The organism is Streptomyces sp. NBC_01294 (genome assembly GCF_035917235.1).
In the GTDB taxonomy this organism is placed as follows: domain Bacteria; phylum Actinomycetota; class Actinomycetes; order Streptomycetales; family Streptomycetaceae; genus Streptomyces; species Streptomyces caledonius.
Genome location: NZ_CP108423.1, coordinates 5,262,511 through 5,277,936, shown reverse-complemented (window position 1 = coordinate 5,277,936; position 15,426 = coordinate 5,262,511). Strand labels below are relative to the sequence as shown.

The 15,426-nt window shown below is 70.2% G+C and carries 14 protein-coding genes; 9 read left to right on the top strand and 5 right to left on the bottom strand.

All coding sequences use genetic code 11. From position 1 onward, the window contains the following. The first annotated feature begins 18 nt into the window (after positions 1-18). Both rfbB and OG534_RS23885 read left to right on the top strand, forming a co-directional pair. The gene (gene rfbB / locus OG534_RS23890; protein WP_326590555.1) at positions 19-999 is read left to right on the top strand and encodes a dTDP-glucose 4,6-dehydratase; all 981 of its coding nucleotides are present in this window, start codon (positions 19-21) and stop codon (positions 997-999) included. Continuing rightward, the gene (locus OG534_RS23885) at positions 996-2,384 is read left to right on the top strand and encodes an NDP-hexose 2,3-dehydratase family protein (RefSeq protein WP_326590554.1); all 1,389 of its coding nucleotides are present in this window, start codon (positions 996-998) and stop codon (positions 2,382-2,384) included. Before rfbB ends, OG534_RS23885 begins: the two co-directional genes overlap by 4 nt. A gap of 210 nt (positions 2,385-2,594) precedes the next feature. On the opposite strand, the gene OG534_RS23880 is transcribed toward OG534_RS23885, so the two are convergent. After that, positions 2,595-3,092 (bottom strand): carboxymuconolactone decarboxylase family protein, encoded by a 498-nt coding sequence (locus tag OG534_RS23880; protein WP_326590553.1) that lies wholly within the window; start codon positions 3,090-3,092, stop codon positions 2,595-2,597. Between the two features lie 70 nt (positions 3,093-3,162). Beyond that, entirely contained in the window at positions 3,163-3,915 is a 753-nt protein-coding gene (locus OG534_RS23875; RefSeq protein WP_326590551.1) for a gamma-glutamyl-gamma-aminobutyrate hydrolase family protein, read from the bottom strand. A 239-nt stretch (positions 3,916-4,154) separates the two neighbouring features. Here OG534_RS23875 and OG534_RS23870 point away from each other — a divergent pair, with 239 nt between their 5' ends. The 3 genes from OG534_RS23870 to OG534_RS23860 all read left to right on the top strand — a co-directional run bounded on the left by OG534_RS23870 (position 4,155) and on the right by OG534_RS23860 (position 7,316). After that, positions 4,155-5,081, top strand: coding sequence for an ABC transporter ATP-binding protein (locus OG534_RS23870; protein WP_326590550.1), 927 nt, complete (start codon positions 4,155-4,157; stop codon positions 5,079-5,081). Further along, a complete protein-coding gene (locus tag OG534_RS23865) occupies positions 5,078-5,914 on the top strand; it encodes an ABC transporter permease (RefSeq protein ID WP_326590549.1) in 837 nt (278 codons plus the stop codon). The genes OG534_RS23870 and OG534_RS23865 overlap by 4 nt, the downstream gene beginning before the upstream one ends. Before the next feature lie 220 nt (positions 5,915-6,134). Next, positions 6,135-7,316, top strand: a complete 1,182-nt coding sequence (locus OG534_RS23860; RefSeq protein ID WP_326590547.1) for a ParB/RepB/Spo0J family partition protein — start codon at positions 6,135-6,137, stop codon at positions 7,314-7,316. Positions 7,317-7,326: 10 nt separating this feature from the next. Here OG534_RS23860 and OG534_RS23855 read toward each other — a convergent pair whose 3' ends face one another. After that, entirely contained in the window at positions 7,327-8,187 is an 861-nt protein-coding gene (locus tag OG534_RS23855) for an AraC family transcriptional regulator (RefSeq protein WP_326590546.1), read from the bottom strand. 108 nt (positions 8,188-8,295) lie between these two features. Further along, the gene (locus OG534_RS23850) at positions 8,296-9,423 is read right to left on the bottom strand and encodes an amidinotransferase (protein WP_326593784.1); all 1,128 of its coding nucleotides are present in this window, start codon (positions 9,421-9,423) and stop codon (positions 8,296-8,298) included. Between the two features lie 688 nt (positions 9,424-10,111). On the opposite strand from OG534_RS23850, the gene OG534_RS23845 reads away from it, so the two are divergent. From OG534_RS23845 to ctaF, 4 genes are all read left to right on the top strand, one after another. Continuing rightward, on the top strand, positions 10,112-10,396 hold the full coding sequence (locus OG534_RS23845; protein ID WP_326590544.1) for an isoamylase early set domain-containing protein: 285 nt from the start codon (positions 10,112-10,114) through the stop codon (positions 10,394-10,396). 148 nt (positions 10,397-10,544) lie between these two features. After that, positions 10,545-11,291 (top strand): VOC family protein, encoded by a 747-nt coding sequence (locus tag OG534_RS23840; RefSeq protein ID WP_326590542.1) that lies wholly within the window; start codon positions 10,545-10,547, stop codon positions 11,289-11,291. 111 nt (positions 11,292-11,402) lie between these two features. After that, a complete protein-coding gene (ctaD, locus tag OG534_RS23835) occupies positions 11,403-13,076 on the top strand; it encodes an aa3-type cytochrome oxidase subunit I (protein ID WP_326590540.1) in 1,674 nt (557 codons plus the stop codon). Then, positions 13,066-13,455, top strand: coding sequence for an aa3-type cytochrome oxidase subunit IV (ctaF, locus tag OG534_RS23830; protein WP_326590539.1), 390 nt, complete (start codon positions 13,066-13,068; stop codon positions 13,453-13,455). Before ctaD ends, ctaF begins: the two co-directional genes overlap by 11 nt. A gap of 58 nt (positions 13,456-13,513) precedes the next feature. Here ctaF and qcrB read toward each other — a convergent pair whose 3' ends face one another. After that, entirely contained in the window at positions 13,514-15,259 is a 1,746-nt protein-coding gene (gene qcrB, locus OG534_RS23825) for a cytochrome bc1 complex cytochrome b subunit (protein ID WP_442807138.1), read from the bottom strand. Positions 15,260-15,426 lie beyond the last annotated feature (167 nt).

Genomic DNA, 15,426 nt, shown 5'->3' with positions numbered 1-15,426 from the left:
CGATTGCGATGTGGTCACATGAGAATCCTCGTCACCGGCGGAGCCGGATTCATCGGCTCGCATTACGTACGGACCATGCTCGACGGGGGATATCCGGGGTACGAGGACGCGCACGTCACGGTTCTGGACCGGCTGACCTACGCGGGAAACCGTGACAACCTCCCCCTCACCCACCCGCGGCTCAGCTTCGTACAGGGGGACATCCTCGACCGGGACCTGCTGCCCTCGGTGCTGGAAGGCCAGGACGCGGTCGTGCACTTCGCGGCCGAGAGCCACGTGGACCGCTCGATCCGGAGCGGCGCGGCGTTCGTCCGGACCAACGTGGAGGGCACGCAGGCCCTGCTGGAGGCCTGCCTGGCGGCCGGCGTCGAGCGGGTGGTGCACGTCTCGACGGACGAGGTGTACGGGTCCATCGAGGAGGGCAGCTGGACCGAGGAGTCCCCCCTCCTGCCCAACTCCCCCTATGCCGCGTCCAAGGCCGCCTCCGACCTCATCGCCCTGGCCTACTTCCGCACGCACCGGCTGAACGTCTCGATCACCCGCTGCTCCAACAACTACGGCCCCTACCAGCACCCCGAGAAGTTCATTCCGCTCGCCGTCACCCATCTGCTCGAAGGACGCCCCATCCCCGTCTACGGGGACGGACAGCAGGTCCGCGAGTGGCTGCACGTGGACGACCACTGCCGGGCCGTGCACCGCGTGCTCACCGGGGGCCGGGCGGGCGAGGCCTACAACATCGGCGCCGGCACGGCGGTGGCGAACCTGACACTGGCCCACCGGCTCGCCGAACTGTGCGGAGCCGGCCCGGACATGGTCCGGCACATCACCGACCGCAAGGGGCACGACCGGCGCTACGCGCTGGACCAGAAGAAGATCGAACAGGAGCTCGGCCACCTGCCGCTCACCCCGTTCGACGAGGGCCTGGCGCAGACCGTCGCGTGGTACCAGGACAATCCGCAGTGGTGGAAGCCCGTCAAGGAAGGCGGTGGTCGGCCGTGAGCGCCCCGACCCGACTGGTTCCGCGGTCCCGCGCCGGGATCACCGAACGGCTGGCCCTGTCCGCCGCGACGCCCGAGGGCGTCCACATCCCGACGGCCGACGTGCCGGGCTGGCTGAACTTCCACCGGCTGTTCTGCGGCACGGCGATCCGGCGGATCCCGTTCGCCGAACTCGACCACTGGTCGTTCGCCCCGGAGAGCGGCAACCTCGGCCACAGCAGCGGCCGGTTCTTCACCGTCGAGGGCCTGCACGTCGTACGGCCCGAGGCCGAGTGGCAGCAGCCAATCATCGTGCAGCCGGAGATCGGCATCCTCGGCATCCTGGCCAAGGAGTTCGACGGGGTCCTCCACTTCCTCATGCAGGCGAAGATGGAGCCCGGCAACCCCAACCTCGTGCAGCTCTCCCCCACCGTGCAGGCCACCCGCAGCAACTACACGAAGGCGCACGGCGGGGCCGAGGTGAAGTACCTGGAGCACTTCGTCGATCCCGACCACGACCACGTGCTCACGGACGTCCTGCAGTCCGAGCACGGCGCCTGGTTCTACCGGAAGCGCAACCGCAACATGATCGTCGAGGTCGAGGGCGACGTACCCCTCCACGACGAGTTCCGCTGGCTCACCCTCGGGCAGATCGTGGCGATGCTGCGCCTGGACAACATAGTCAACATGGATGCGCGCACCGTGCTGGCGAGCGCTCCGATGGCCCCTCCCGAGCAGGGGGCGCTGTCGTCCGACTCCGACCTGCTGGCCTGGTTCACCGGGGAACGGGCCCGCCACGACATCATCACCCGCCGCATGCCCCTGCCGGAGATCGCCGGCTGGCAGCAGGACGAGCACTCCATCAGCCGGGTCGACGACAAGTTCTTCCGGGTGGTGGCGGTGTCCATCGAGGGCGCCGGCCGTGAGGTCGCCGGCTGGACCCAGCCGATCATCGAACCGGTGGCGCCCGGCATCGTCGCCTTCGCCTACCGCGTCTTCGACGGGGTCCCGCACGTCCTGGTGCACGCGCTCGTCGAGGGCGGCTTCCTGGACACCGCCGAACTCGCGGCGACGGTGCAGTACGTGCCGGCGAACTACGCCCACCTGGACGCCGAGCACCGTCCGCCCTTCCTCGACCTGATGCTGAACGCGTCCCCCGACCGCATCCGCTACTCGGCGACCCACTCCGAGGAGGGCGGCCGGTTCCTCAACGCCGAAAGCCGCTACCTGATCGTCGAGACCGACGAGGCCACGACCCCCGCGGAGGCGCCCCCGGGGTTCCACTGGGTCACACCGGGCCAGCTGAGCTGGCTCGCCGGGCACAGCCGCTACGTCAACGTGCAGGCCAGGACCCTGCTCGCCATCCTCAACTCGGGCGCGGCCGACTGCACCCACCTGTCCGTCTGAGTCCCCGCACGACGACGAGGCCCTGTCTGGTGGTCCCCCACCGGACAGGGCCTCGTCGCGTGTGCGCCGGCCGCCTGCGCGTACCCGTACCCGTCCGCCCGTATCCGCCTGCCCGACCCCGTACCCGTCCGCGTCCCCGTCCCCGTCCGGGAACGACAACGAGGCCCTGTCCGGTGGGTCTCCACCGAACAGGGCCTGGGACGAGGTGTGCTACCGGACGGCCGTGGTGAGCCGCGAGGTCATAGGGGTCCACTTCTTGGGGTTGATGCGCCAGTCCACCGGCTCCTGCTTCGTGGCGACGTTGACGCGGTTCCAAAGGTTGACCAGCCCGATGTGCAGGACCACGGCGCCGAGCTCCACCTCGTTCCAGTGCTTCGCGGCCTCGTTCCAGACCTCGTCCGACACCGGGTCCACGCGGTCGTTGATGCGCGTGGCGGCCTCGGCCAGCGCCAGCACCGAGCGCTCGGCGTCGGTGAAGCAGGTCTGCTCCCGCCAGGTCTCCACCAGGGGCAGACGGTGGTCCTCCTCCCCCGCCTCCTCGAACTCGCGCTTCTTCACGGGAATCTGAACCGGACGGCCGTTGATCTGGCTCACCCGCAGGTGGATGAGCACCAGCGTCTGCAACGGCACGCCGACATTGTTGACGGCCTTGACCAGCGCGCGCATGGGCGGCAGTACATCGGGAACGACCAGCGACGGGTTAGGCATCCGCGGCGACATCTTTAATTCTCCTTCGGATTGGGATCAGTAAACAGCTTGCCCGCAGGGCTGCCTTTTCTCAACTTTGCGAATTCGGCGGCCAAGTGAATTTCGGGCTTCCGGCGGCTTGGGCGAGTGCGTGATGAAGTCGTTTGTCGGGCGTGTGCCCGGCTTCCCATTGCACGCCGATCGCGAAGGGATGATCCGTGACTTCGACGGCCTCGACCGTCCCGTCCTCCGCCCAGCCGGTGGCGGTGAGGCCGGCGCCGAGCCGGTCGACGGCCTGGTGGTGGTGGCAGGCCGATTCCGGCTCGTCCTCGTCGAGGACTCCGGCGATCCGGCTGCCCGGCTGAAGCTTCAAGCGGTGGTGGCCGAGCGTGAAGGACGGCGTTCCCGGACGGTGGCCGTCGTGGCCCGTGACGTCCGGCAGGTGCTGGTGGAGGGAGCCTCCGTGCAGCACGTTGAGCAGTTGCATGCCCCGACAGATGGCCAGGACGGGCAGCTCGGCGTCAAGTGCCGCCCGGACCAGAGCCAGTTCGACGCGGTCGGCGTCCGGGCTCATCGCCCGGGTCACCGGGTGCGCGGCCTCACCGTACAGCGCCGGATCCAGATCGGGGCCGCCCGGAACCAGCAGGCCGTCGAGCCGGCCGACCAGGCCTTCGACGCCGGGCAGCAGCGGGAGCAGCAGGGGCGTGCAGCCCGCCTCGGACAGGAAGGCCACGTGCGACTGGAGCGCGAGGCTGACGACCAGGTCACTGCCCTGGAGCGTGACCGGCGCGGTCCGCGCGCAGATCCCGATCACCGGCCGCCCGGCGCCGGCCGGATCGTTCATGGCTGAATTCATGACCACCCTCGTGGGTTCCGGGTTCAACTGAGGAGAATGCGCAGATGAAACAACCGCTTCCGCGGACCGTCATCGACGTCAAAATAGCCACGTCGGTGAAGCGGAGGCCATCGTTCAGATCCCGGGCGTCAGGGCCTACTGAACGGAAACGTACTCCTGGTACCAATGGCAGGTGGCAAACATTTTATGCCCCGCATATCTCTCGCAGCCCATCTAACGAGGTGCCCATGATCGAGGCCAAGAACCTCACGAAACGCTACGGCGACAAGACCGCGGTGAACGACCTGTCGTTCACCGTCGAGCCCGGCCGGGTCACCGGCTTCCTGGGCCCCAACGGCGCAGGCAAGTCCACCACGATGCGGCTGCTGCTGGGGCTCGACCGCCCCGACGGCGGCAAGGCCACCATCAACGGCGTGGCCTACCGCGACCTCCCGCAGCCCATGCGGGTGGCCGGGGCCCTGTTGGAGGCGCGCGCCGTCCACACCGGCCGCAGCGCCTACGACCACCTGCTCTGCCTCGCCCAGACCCAGGGCTTCGGCAAGCGCAGGGTCCAGGAGGTCATCGACCAGGTCGGTCTGGCCTCGGTGGCGCGCAAGCGGGCCGGCGGTTTCTCGCTCGGCATGGGGCAGCGACTCGGCATCGCCGCAGCGCTGTTGGGCGACCCGGCGGCGCTGATCCTGGACGAGCCGGTCAACGGTCTCGACCCGGAGGGCATTCTCTGGATCCGCAACCTGATGAAGTCGCTCGCGTCCGAGGGCCGCGCCGTCTTCGTCTCCAGCCACCTGATGAACGAGATGGCCGTCACCGCCGACCACCTCATCGTCATCGGCCGCGGCCGGCTGGTCGCCGACTGCTCCACCCAGGAGTTCATCGAGGCCAGCACCGAGCAGTCGGTCCTGGTGAAGACCCCCGACCGGGCGCGGCTCGCCGAGCTGCTGAAGGCCGAGGGCGCCACCGTCACCGACGCCGAGGACGGCGACCTGGACGTCGTCGGGATCGAGGCCCCCCGCATCGCCGAACTCGCCGCCGCCGGCGGCCTGGTCCTGCACGAGCTGTCGACCCGGCGCGGCTCGCTCGAGGAAGCCTTCATGGAACTGACCAAGGACGCCGTCGAGTACGACGCCGCCGTGCCCACCGCCGGAGGTGTGAAGTGACCACCCTGACCGCCTCCGCCTCCACGTCCGCCGCCGCCGAGGCGAACAAGCCGAGCTTCGGGCGGCTGATGCTCTCGGAGTGGACCAAGATCCGTTCCGTCCGCTCCACCGTCTGGTCCCTCGCCATCCTGATCGTGGTCACCCTGATCTTCACCGCGCTGTTCATGCAGATGGGCGTCGCGAACTGGGACAAGAGCGACCCGGGGCAGCAGGCCGAGATGCGCCTCGACCCGACCGGCACCATCCTCGGCAGCGGCATCCTGCTCAGCCAGCTCGCCGTCTGCGTGCTGGGCGTGATGGTCATCGCCTCCGAGTACTCCACCGGCATGATCCGGGCGAGCCTGCTCGCCGTGCCCAAGCGGGTGCCGGTGCTGCTGGCCAAGGCCGCGGTCTTCGGGCTGCTGGTCCTGGCCGTGGGCGAACTGACCGCGTTCGGCTCGTTCTTCATCGGCGCGCCGATCCTCGGCGACAAGGCCCCGGTCGCGATCGGCGACCCGGGCGTGTTCCAGGCCGTCGCCGGCACCGGCCTCTACCTGTCGCTGGTGGGCCTGTTCGCGCTCGCCGTCGGCGCCATCATCCGCCACACGGCGGCGAGCATCACCGGCGTCATCGGCTTCGTCCTGGTGCTCACGCCGATGGCGGCCCTGCTGCCGGGCAAGGTGGGCACGTACGTCTACGCGTACCTCCCCACGCAGGCCGGATTCATGATCACCCAGCAGCAGACCCGCGTGGGCGACGTGCTGGGGCCGTGGCAGGGCATCGGGGTGCTCGCGCTCTGGACGGCCGCCCTGCTGGCCGTCGCGGCGGTGCTGCTGCGACGCAGGGACGCCTGACCTGGCAGAAGACGCCTGACCCCCGCCCCCACCGCGGGTGTTCGCCGAACCGGCGGACACCCGCGGTGTTGCGTTTCCAGGGAGCGTCCACCTGCCCTCGACTACAGCTACAGACCCCCCTGCGACGCTCGTCGGCAGCGGCAGCAGAGAGGGAGTAAACGGAATGGCTCAGAGTAACGGTCAAGCCGTCTTGATAACGAGTTCTTTCAGCCCCGTCAGGATGGAGAGCGCCGAATCATCGACCCGCAGCGAATTCGATCTCAAGAATTTCGAGAAACTGCCGGCACGCGATGTCCCCGTCCACGCACTGTCGGCGGGGGTTTCCCTCCGTCAGGACGGAACGGACGCCGCTCACATCCAGCTCCTCATCGACGCGGCGGGTTCGGCGGAATTGCCGCCCATCCTCGTCCAGATCGACGGCTACCGCGTCATCGACGGGCTGCACCGGCTGGAGGCCGCCCGGCTCCGGGGCGACGACATCATCAAGGCGCGCTTCCTCGACTGCTCGAACTCCGAGGCGCTCGTCATCGCCATGAAGGCGAACGGCTCGCACGGACTGCCGCTGTCGAAGCCCGACCGCGTGTCGGGGGCGCAGCGCGTCCTGGGTTCCCACCCCGACTGGTCCGACCGCGCCATCGCCGGGATCACCGGGCTGAGCGCGAAGACCATCGCGTCGCTGCGCGACCGGTCGGGGGACGGAACCCCGCTCGACGGCAAGCGGATCGGCCGGGACGGACGGCGGCGTCCGGTGGACGCGGGCGAGGGCAGGCGGCGCGCCGCCGAGTACATCACCGCCCATCCCAACGCCCCGCTGCGTCAGGTCGCCAGGGAGACCGACGTGTCGCTCGGCACGGTCCACGACGTGAGCGCGCGGCTGCGGCGCGGCGACAGCCCCGAGCGGGACGGGCGCCAGAGCGCCGTCGTGCAGCCGCAGCCCATCCGGCCCGTGCAGTCCGTGCCGTACATGCAGCCGGTCCAGCCCATCCAGTCGGTGCAGTCGGTGCAGTCCCTCCAGTCCATGCAGGGACTGGAGCAGGACGACGAGGCGGCGACGCACGGCGCGACGGCTCCGGGCGGTGCCACCCGTGCGCCGCTCCGGGTGGCACCGAGCGCCGACGCTGCGCCGGCGCAGCGCAGGAACCACACCGAGGCGCCGCCCGCGTGGGCGACGGTCGCGGCCAAGATGGCCACCGACCCCGCCATCCGCTACACCGCGGGCGGCAGGGGGTTCCTGCGCTGGATGCAGCTGCACGCCACCGACCCCGACGAGGACTGGCGCGAGCTCGTCGACGCCGTCCCCGCCCACTGGGTCGGCGTCATCGCCCCGATCGCCGAGCGGATCGGCAGGGATTGGAGCCTCCTCGCCGAGCAGCTCAAGTCCAAGCAGGAAATGGTGCAGTGATCCCCCGCGATCACGGCCCGGACGGCACCGGTGCCGCGGACGCCACCCGGAGGTGGCCCGCGGCCTGGCGCCGTCCGGCGGGCTCCGGAGCCGGATTGACGGAGGCGCAGCCGGGGTGGGTCATGACGGTGGCCGGGGGGTCGAGTTCGGGCAGCGCGAGCAGGATCGGCGGGTCCGCCGGCCGGCACGGACGCAGCCGCACGGCCACGCTCATGACGCTGTCGTCGGCCACGGTCACGGTCATCGCACCGTGTCCCCCGACCAGTGAAGTCCGCCGGGCCCGCCGGTCGGGCCCGATGCCGTCGGCCACCGCCACCGCGAGCAGGTGCCAGCTCCCTTCGGGGATGTCCTTCAGGGAGTAGCAGGACGGACGGCCGCTCGGCACGTCGACGACGATCGAGGCGACGGACGGATGCTGGACGATGGGCGTGCGGAAGGCTCCCAGGAACACGCGGGCGTTCCCGTGGCCCTCCGGCAGACTGATCGTCCCCGCGACCATGCCGGATCCCGGCCACGGTCCCGGCTCCGGTCCCGGCAGGCCGCCCACCCCGTCGCGTGCCAGCCGGCGGTAGCGGCTGGGAGACACTCCGACACTGGCCGTGAAGGAGTTGGTGAAGGAACCCAGGCTGTTGTACCCGACCGCGTAGGAGATCTCGGTGATGCTCATCGAGGTCGTCTCGATCAACCGCTTGGCGTGGTAAATGCGGATGGCGGCCAGGAACCTGCCGGGGGTGAGCCCGGTCTCCTCTTTGAAGAGCCGTGCGAAATAGAAGCGGCTGAGCAGGGCACTTTCGGCGATCTCCGTGAGGGTCAGCGGCTCGCCGTACCGCTCCCGAATGCACTCGATCGCCCTTTCTACTGCAGTATCCATACGCACCTCACTACGTGTCGACCCACGCAGCAGTGTGATGCGCAAAGATCGTGCACAACTCGAGTAACGCTCGTGCCCCGTGCGTTCAACCATGTACCGGCGGACCGTTCACGGGAAATACGATTCGAGCGTGCCTCGGCGCCTGACATCGAGCGTCGCGCAGTGGAATGATCCCTCGAACGGTGCGTAGTGGAGCAGGTCACACGAGATCGGCTCGAAACCCCATTGTTCGAGCGCGCGCAGCATGGCGGTGTGGTGCCGCTCCGCGATGACCCGTTTTTCGTCGAGCATGAGAATGTTCAGGCTGAGCCACTTGCCGCACATCGAGGTTACTTTGAGCAGGCGGCCGTCGATCGGGTCGGGCTCGGGGGCGACGAGGACGTCCCAGGAGTCCAGGACGTCGGGCAGGTGGTCGACGTCGATGTATTCGGGGTTGACCAGTACCTTTCCGGGCGCGAGCAGCAGGAACGTCGTGTCGATGTGCATGGGCGTGCGGCAGCGGCTCTCGATCTCGTGGATGCGGTAACCGGGTCCGAGGTGGCGGCGCAGCCACTCGATGCCCATGCGATTGGTGACATTGCTCCGCGTGACGAAAAGATCGCGTCCCGCGCGCACGAAATCGGCCGCGTCGAAGACCGGCTCGAATTCGGTGAGAATGTAGCGCATGGGCTCGTCGGCGCCGGGGATGCGGAAATCCGGATCGAACAGCGCGTCGGTGAGTTCGGGCTTGGGCGCCGCCGTCCAGCGCGCGCCGCGCCGGAAATAATCCTTGAGGATCTCACGATAGGAGTGGGTCTCGAAATAGCGGCACGGCCATGCCATCGGCGTCTCGATGATCTCGTCGCCGATGACGAGCATGCTGTCGCGCGGGCAGGTGTTCCCGAATCCCCGCGACGACCATTCGGGAGTGGCGAAGCGCTGCCTGTGGTCGACCGCGTCCGGCTGCCTGACCGTCACGTCGAAGGATTTCAGGAGGGCGATGAACGCGTCGAGTTCGCGCTGCGCCGGCTCGATCAGCCTGCGCGGATATCTGAATCCGGCCGACAGTCCCTGCAACCGCGCCGCCCACGGGGGGATGTTGCAGGACACGACGGGATGGCTGCCCGGGATCGTCGCGCCGTCGAGGCGCCCGACGATGACCTCCTCCAGCGGGTCCCATTCGTTGTGGGAACCGATCGGCGAACCGGAGGGTTCGGCGGTGTCCTGCTGCTGCCCGGCCGCCGCCGGGCCCGGCATCACGCGCAGTCCCCTGCTCACCGGCTCTTCATCACGGAGATCGTCACTCACTGCATCCCCCGCCTTCCTCGGACGGATGGAACGGTGAGGGGCCTTCCCCCTCCTGCCCGGGCGGCTTTCCATTCGGCCCGTAGGCAAACCTCACGGGCGAACCCGCAGGTCAACGACCCGGTGCGGCGCTGGGCGCGCTGACCGGGGCGTGAGCCGGGTACGGGGGCCCGGGTACGGGGGCCCGGGTACGGGGGCCCGGGTACGGGGGCCCGGGTACGGGCCCGGCGTGGGAGCTAGCGCGGGGGAGCCGGCGGCGGCTCGGGCAGCGGGTCCGGTCCGGGGACGGGCCTGGGCACCGGCCTCGGTGTGTGCGGGTCGCCGGGGAAGGGGTGGGTGGGAGGCACCGGGCCCGATCCCGACGGGAGCGGCCGGGTCGGCAGCCCGGTCCTCGCGCGCTGGTTCTTCTTCGTGTGCATGCATGCGTACGTCATGGCGAATCCGGCCGATCGCAGCGGAATGCTTTCCTCACTCTTGCCCCTGCCCGCTCTCGTCCGGCCGAACCGCCGCCGTCCCGCGTCCCCCGGGCGCCCCCGCGCGCTCCGCCGCCCGGGTGGCCCGTCCGTCGTGTCGTGCGGCGCCGCACGGGCCGCGGTACGAGGATGTGCCCGACGTTCCCCGACTCGGCAGGAGCCATCCCGTGCTCGAACGAAAGCGCCTCAAGGGCGGCAAGGACCACACGGAGATCACCTTCCTCCTGCCCGCGGACACCCCGCCCGGGCCGGTCAGCGTCGTGGGTGACTTCAACGACTGGCGGCCGGGTGCCCACGAGCTGCGCCCGCGCAAGGACGGCACCCGGGCGGTCACCGTCGCCCTGCCCAACGACAACACGCACGCCTTCCGCTACCTGGCGGCGGGCGACTACTGGTTCAACGACGAGGGCGCCGACGCGCTCGAAGGCCCCAACAGCCTCCTCCGTACCTGACGGACTGCGCCCGCGCAGTGACGCCCCGCCTCCGGGAGCGCCCACGAGTACCGTGGGAGGGGCTTCCGGGGGCGCACAGCGGATGGGGTTGACCGTCGTGTCGACATCGAGTCACGAAACGTTCGGCGCACCCTGCTGGGTCAGTCTGATGGCCCGCGACCCCGCCGCGACGCAGGCTTTCTACGGTGCGGTCCTCGGCTGGAGGTTCGGGCCCGCCCGGCTCGGGGACGGGTTCACCGTCGGCTTCAGCGACGGGATCCCGGTGGCCGGCGTCGGCGCCCTGCCCGCAGCCTTCACCCTCCCCGTCGCCTGGACCCCGTACTTCGCCGTGGACGACGCCGGCGTCGCGGCGGCGCGCATCCTGGAACGCAGCGGAACCGTCGCGGTCGGCCCCCTGTCCTTCGGCACCGGACGGGCCGCGCTGGCCGCCGACGTCGACGGGGCCGTCTTCGGGATCTGGCAGGGCGACGCCATCCCCGACTGGGGTATGGGCCGGGAAGCCGCTCCGGCCTGGCTCGAACTGCGCACCAGGAACGCCTTCGAGGCAGCGATCTTCTACGGCGAGGTCCTGGAGTGGGCCTGCGAGCACGCCGGCTGCTGCGAGGTCGCCTACGTGGAGGAGAACGACCACATCCTGCTCCGCCACGCGGGCCGGACCGTGGCCCGCCTGCGCGGCGGCGCGCTCGCCGCGGCGCCCGACCCGCACGTCCGCCCCCGCTGGCACGCGCACTTCCGGGTCCCCGACCTCGAAACCGCGGTCAAGACGGCCGTCGGACTCGGCGGCGGCACCCTCTCCGGTGCGGGCCCGGACCCCCTCACCCGGGAGATCACCCTGCGGGACCCCGACGGCGCGCTGTTCGGCATCGTCGGCCCGGCCGGTCCCGGCCGGCTCTGACCGGCCGTGCAGCCGGGGCGGTAGGGCGGTAGGCGCGGTAGGGGCGGTAGGGGCGGTAGGGGCGGTAGGGCAGAGGATGCAGGCGCGGCAGCGAGGCTCTCGGGAGGACGGATGACGTCGGTGGACCGTTCCCCCGAGGAGACACCACCGCAGGAGCGGGCCGGCCCGGCCAGCGCACTGCGGGCCGGCCAGGGCTCCGCCGTCCTGAAGTGGCTGTCGACCACCGACCACAAGGTGATCGGCAACCTCTACCTGGTGACGGCCTTCGGCTTCTTCCTCTTCGCCGGTGTGCTGGCGATGGTCATGCGGGCCGAACTAGCCCGCCCCGAGCTGCAGATCGTCTCGAACCAGCAGTACAACGAGCTGTTCACCATCCACGCCACGATCATGATGCTGCTGTTCGCGACCCCGACCTTCACCGGTTTCGCCAACGCGATCATGCCCCTGCAGATCGGCGCGCCCGACGTCGCCTTTCCCCGGCTGAACGCCTTCACCTACTGGGTGTACCTGTTCGGGGGCCTGCTGGTCGTCTCGGGATTCCTGACCGCGCACGGGGCGGCGGCCTTCGGGTGGTTCGCCTACGCGCCGCTGAACGGCGCCGTGTTCAGCCCGGGCACGGGCCCCGACCTGTGGGCCATGGGCCTGGCCGTCTCGGGGCTCAGCACGATCCTGGGCTCGGTCAACTTCATCACCACCATCATCTGCCTGCGCGCGCCGGGCATGACCTTGTTCCGCATGCCGATCTTCACGTGGAACGTTCTCTTCACGTCGATCCTGGCGCTGCTGGCCTTTCCCGTCCTCACGGCCGCGCTGCTGGTCCTGGAGGCCGACAGGAAGTTCGGTGCGCACGTCTTCGACCCCGCCAACGGCGGCGCCCTGCTGTGGCAGCACCTGTTCTGGTTCTTCGGCCATCCGGAGGTCTACATCGTGGCCCTGCCGTTCTTCGGCGTGGTCAGCGAGATCCTCCCCGTCTTCAGCCGCAAACCGATGTTCGGCTACGTGTCCCTCATCGGGGCCACGATCGCCATCACCGGCCTGTCCGCCACCGTGTGGGCGCACCACATGTTCGCGACGGGCGCCGTCCTGCTTCCCTTCTTCGCCCTGCTGTCCTTCCTGATCGCCGTGCCGACCGGGGTGAAGTTCTTCAACTGGATCGGGACGATGTGGAAGGGCTCGCTCTCCTTCGAGACGCCGATGCTGTGGTCCATCGGCTTCCTCGTCACCTTCCTCCTGGGCGGTCTGACGGGCGTGCTGGTGGCCTCACCGCCCCTGGACTTCCATCTGACGGACAGCTACTTCGTCGTCGCGCACCTGCACTACGTCCTGTTCGGCACGATCGTCTTCGCCACCTTCGCCGGTTTCTACTTCTGGTGGCCGAAGCTCACGGGCAGGATGCTGGACGAGCGGCTCGGCCGCATCCACTTCTGGACGCTGTTCATCGGCTTCCAGACCACCTTCCTGGTGCAGCACTGGCTGGGCGAGGCGGGCATGCCGCGCCGGTACGCGAACTACCTGGAGAGCGACGGCTTCACGCTGCTCAACACTGTCTCCACCATCGGCTCCTTCCTGCTGGGCCTGTCCACGCTGCCCTTCCTCTACAACGTCTGGAAGACCCGCCGGCACGGCGTGCGGGTCACCGTCGACGATCCCTGGGGCTGGGGCCGCTCCCTGGAGTGGGCGACGAGCTGCCCGCCGCCCCGGCACAACTTCCACACGCTGCCCCGGATCCGCTCGGAATCCCCGGCCTTCGACCTGCACCACCCGGAGGTGCCGCGTGAAGGGTGAGGCCTGGCTCTTCACCGGCACGGCCCTGTTCTTCGCGGCGACCACCCTCGTCTACGGCCGGCTCGCCCGGGATCCGGCGGGCGTCGCCGCGCTCGGCGTCTCCTTCGTCATGGCGGGCCTGGTCGCCGCCTACCTCTGGCGCCAGTACCGGCGGGACGGAGCGCGGCCCGAGGACCGCCCGGAGGCGGAGATCGGGGAGGCCGCCGGACGGCGGGCCTTCTTCCCCGCCCGCAGCTACTTTCCCGTCCTGGCGGCCGCGGGCACCGCGCTGGTCGGCCTCGGAGTGGTCCAGGGCCTGTGGCTGTGCCTGATCGGCTTCGGCGTCCTGCTGCCGGGGGTCCTGGGGTTCGCCTTCCAGAACCTCGGCCACGAGGACTAGCGGGGACCGGCCAGGACCGGCGAGGACCGGGGGCGGAGGGGGCCTGGTGCCGGGCGGCTCACCCGTCCTCCGGGGGCCGCTTCGCGTCCGGGCCCGCGGTGGTCTCGGCGATCTTCCGGCGCTGCTCGGCGGTCGTGGGGTAGGGGATGCGGTCCCCGTAGTACCAGCCGCTGAGGGCCCACCGCGTCCTGGCGACCAGCGCCCGCAGCCGCCCGAGCCCGGTCCCGCCCACGCCGTCCGCGCCGTCCGCGCCGTCCGCGCCGTCCGCGCCGTCCGCGCCGTCCGCACCGTCCGCACCGTCCGCACCGTCGGTGGGCGTCAGCGGCCGGGGCCGCTCCCGCGCGAGGACGGCGTACCGCTCGCCGGGCGCGAGGGCCCGGTGCTCGGGCCGGAAGCCGCCGTCGGCGCCCTGGCGCACCAGACCGGTCGCCTCCCCCTCGGTCAGCAGGCGGCGCTCGCCCGACTGGAGCGCCAGGCACAGCCGCCGGGTGAGCCAGAAGACGGCCGCCGGCACCGCGAGGAACCCGATGCGCAGGGTCCAGGTCAGCGCCTGCTGGGACAGGTCGAAGACGAAGGCGAGGATGTCCTGGGCCCCGGCGAGGAGCAGCACCGCGTAGCAGGAGAGGGCCGCCGTGCCCAGCGCCGTGCGGACGGGCCGGTCCCGCGGGCGGTCGCACAGGTGGCGCTCCCCCGGCGCGCCGGTGATCCAGCGTTCGAAGAAGGGGTAGGCGTAGAGGGCCATGAACAGCACGCCCGGCAGAAGCACGGCCGTCACCAGGGGATTCCACATGATCGTGTGCCCCCACAGGCGCGTCTCCACGCCGGGCATCAGGCGCAGGGCCCCTTCGAGGAACCCGATGTACCAGTCGGGCTGGGCTCCGGTGGAGACCACGTCGGCGCGGTAGGGGCCGTAGTTCCAGATGGGGTTGATCTGCGCGACCGCGCCGAGGGCGGCGAGCAGCCCGAAGAGCGTGAAGAACAGCCCGGCGGACTTGGCCACGTACTGCGGGAAGAACGGCAGGCCGACGACGTTGCGGCCACTGCGGCCGGGTCCCGGCCATTGAGTGTGCTTCAAGGCGAACACGAGCAGGATGTGCACGGTGATCAGGCCCAGCAGCAGGCCGGGGACCAGCAGGATGTGCACGGGGTAGAGCCGGGACACGATGTCGTCCCCGGGGTACTGGCCGCCGAAGGCGAAGAAGCTCAGGTACGTGCCGACGACCGGGACCGACAGCATGATCCCCTGGGCGATCCGCAGCCCGGTGCCCGACAGCAGGTCGTCGGGGAGCGAGTACCCGGCGAAGCCCTCCAGCAGGGACAGCAGGAACAGTGTCACGCCCACCAGCCAGTTGACTTCGCGGGGGCGGCGGAAGGCGCCGGTGAGGAACACCCGCAGCAGGTGTGCACCGATGGCGGCCAGGAAGAGCAGCGCCGCCCAGTGGTGGATCTGACGGATGAGCAGTCCGCCGCGCACGTCGAAGCTGATCTCCAGGGTGGAGCGGTAGGCCTGCGACATGAGCACGCCGCGCAGGGGCGCGTAGGAGCCCTGGTAGGCGGTCTCCTGCATCGACGGGTCGAAGAAGAGGGCGAGGTACACGCCGGTCAGCAGCAGGACGACGAAGCTGTAGAGCGCCAGCTCGCCAAGGAGGAACGACCAGTGGTCGGGGAAGACCTTGCGCACGACCGCGCGGGCCGTCTCCGCCAGCGGAAGCCGCGCGTCCAGTGCCTCGGCCCCGCGGACCACCACCGCACGCCGTGCCCCGTTCTTCGGCCGCGCTTCCCGCTTCGGACCCGGCACGGGCATGCACCTCCTGTCCGGACCCTCGCTGCTGGGTCGAGCAAGCCGCCCGGATCTCACGCAAAGCTACCCAAACTCACTCTTCGCTATCAATTCAGACACGGGACGGGCCGACTTGCGGAAGGGCCGTGCATGGGGTTGCGTCGAAGTAGGTGTGTGCGTGGTTTCCGTCT

What these genes read in the sequence shown, in the direction of transcription:
- rfbB (WP_326590555.1), top strand. Translation starts at nt 19, where the DNA reads ATGAGAATCCTCGTCACCGGCGGAGCCGGATTCATCGGCTCGCATTAC.
- OG534_RS23880 (WP_326590553.1), bottom strand. Translation starts at nt 3,092, where the DNA reads ATGCCTAACCCGTCGCTGGTCGTTCCCGATGTACTGCCGCCCATGCGC.
- OG534_RS23875 (WP_326590551.1), bottom strand. Translation starts at nt 3,915, where the DNA reads ATGAACGATCCGGCCGGCGCCGGGCGGCCGGTGATCGGGATCTGCGCG.
- OG534_RS23870 (WP_326590550.1), top strand. Translation starts at nt 4,155, where the DNA reads ATGATCGAGGCCAAGAACCTCACGAAACGCTACGGCGACAAGACCGCG.
- OG534_RS23860 (WP_326590547.1), top strand. Translation starts at nt 6,135, where the DNA reads ATGGAGAGCGCCGAATCATCGACCCGCAGCGAATTCGATCTCAAGAAT.
- OG534_RS23855 (WP_326590546.1), bottom strand. Translation starts at nt 8,187, where the DNA reads ATGGATACTGCAGTAGAAAGGGCGATCGAGTGCATTCGGGAGCGGTAC.
- OG534_RS23850 (WP_326593784.1), bottom strand. Translation starts at nt 9,423, where the DNA reads ATGCCGGGCCCGGCGGCGGCCGGGCAGCAGCAGGACACCGCCGAACCC.
- OG534_RS23840 (WP_326590542.1), top strand. Translation starts at nt 10,545, where the DNA reads ATGGCCCGCGACCCCGCCGCGACGCAGGCTTTCTACGGTGCGGTCCTC.
- ctaD (WP_326590540.1), top strand. Translation starts at nt 11,403, where the DNA reads ATGACGTCGGTGGACCGTTCCCCCGAGGAGACACCACCGCAGGAGCGG.
- qcrB (WP_442807138.1), bottom strand. Translation starts at nt 15,259, where the DNA reads ATGCCCGTGCCGGGTCCGAAGCGGGAAGCGCGGCCGAAGAACGGGGCA.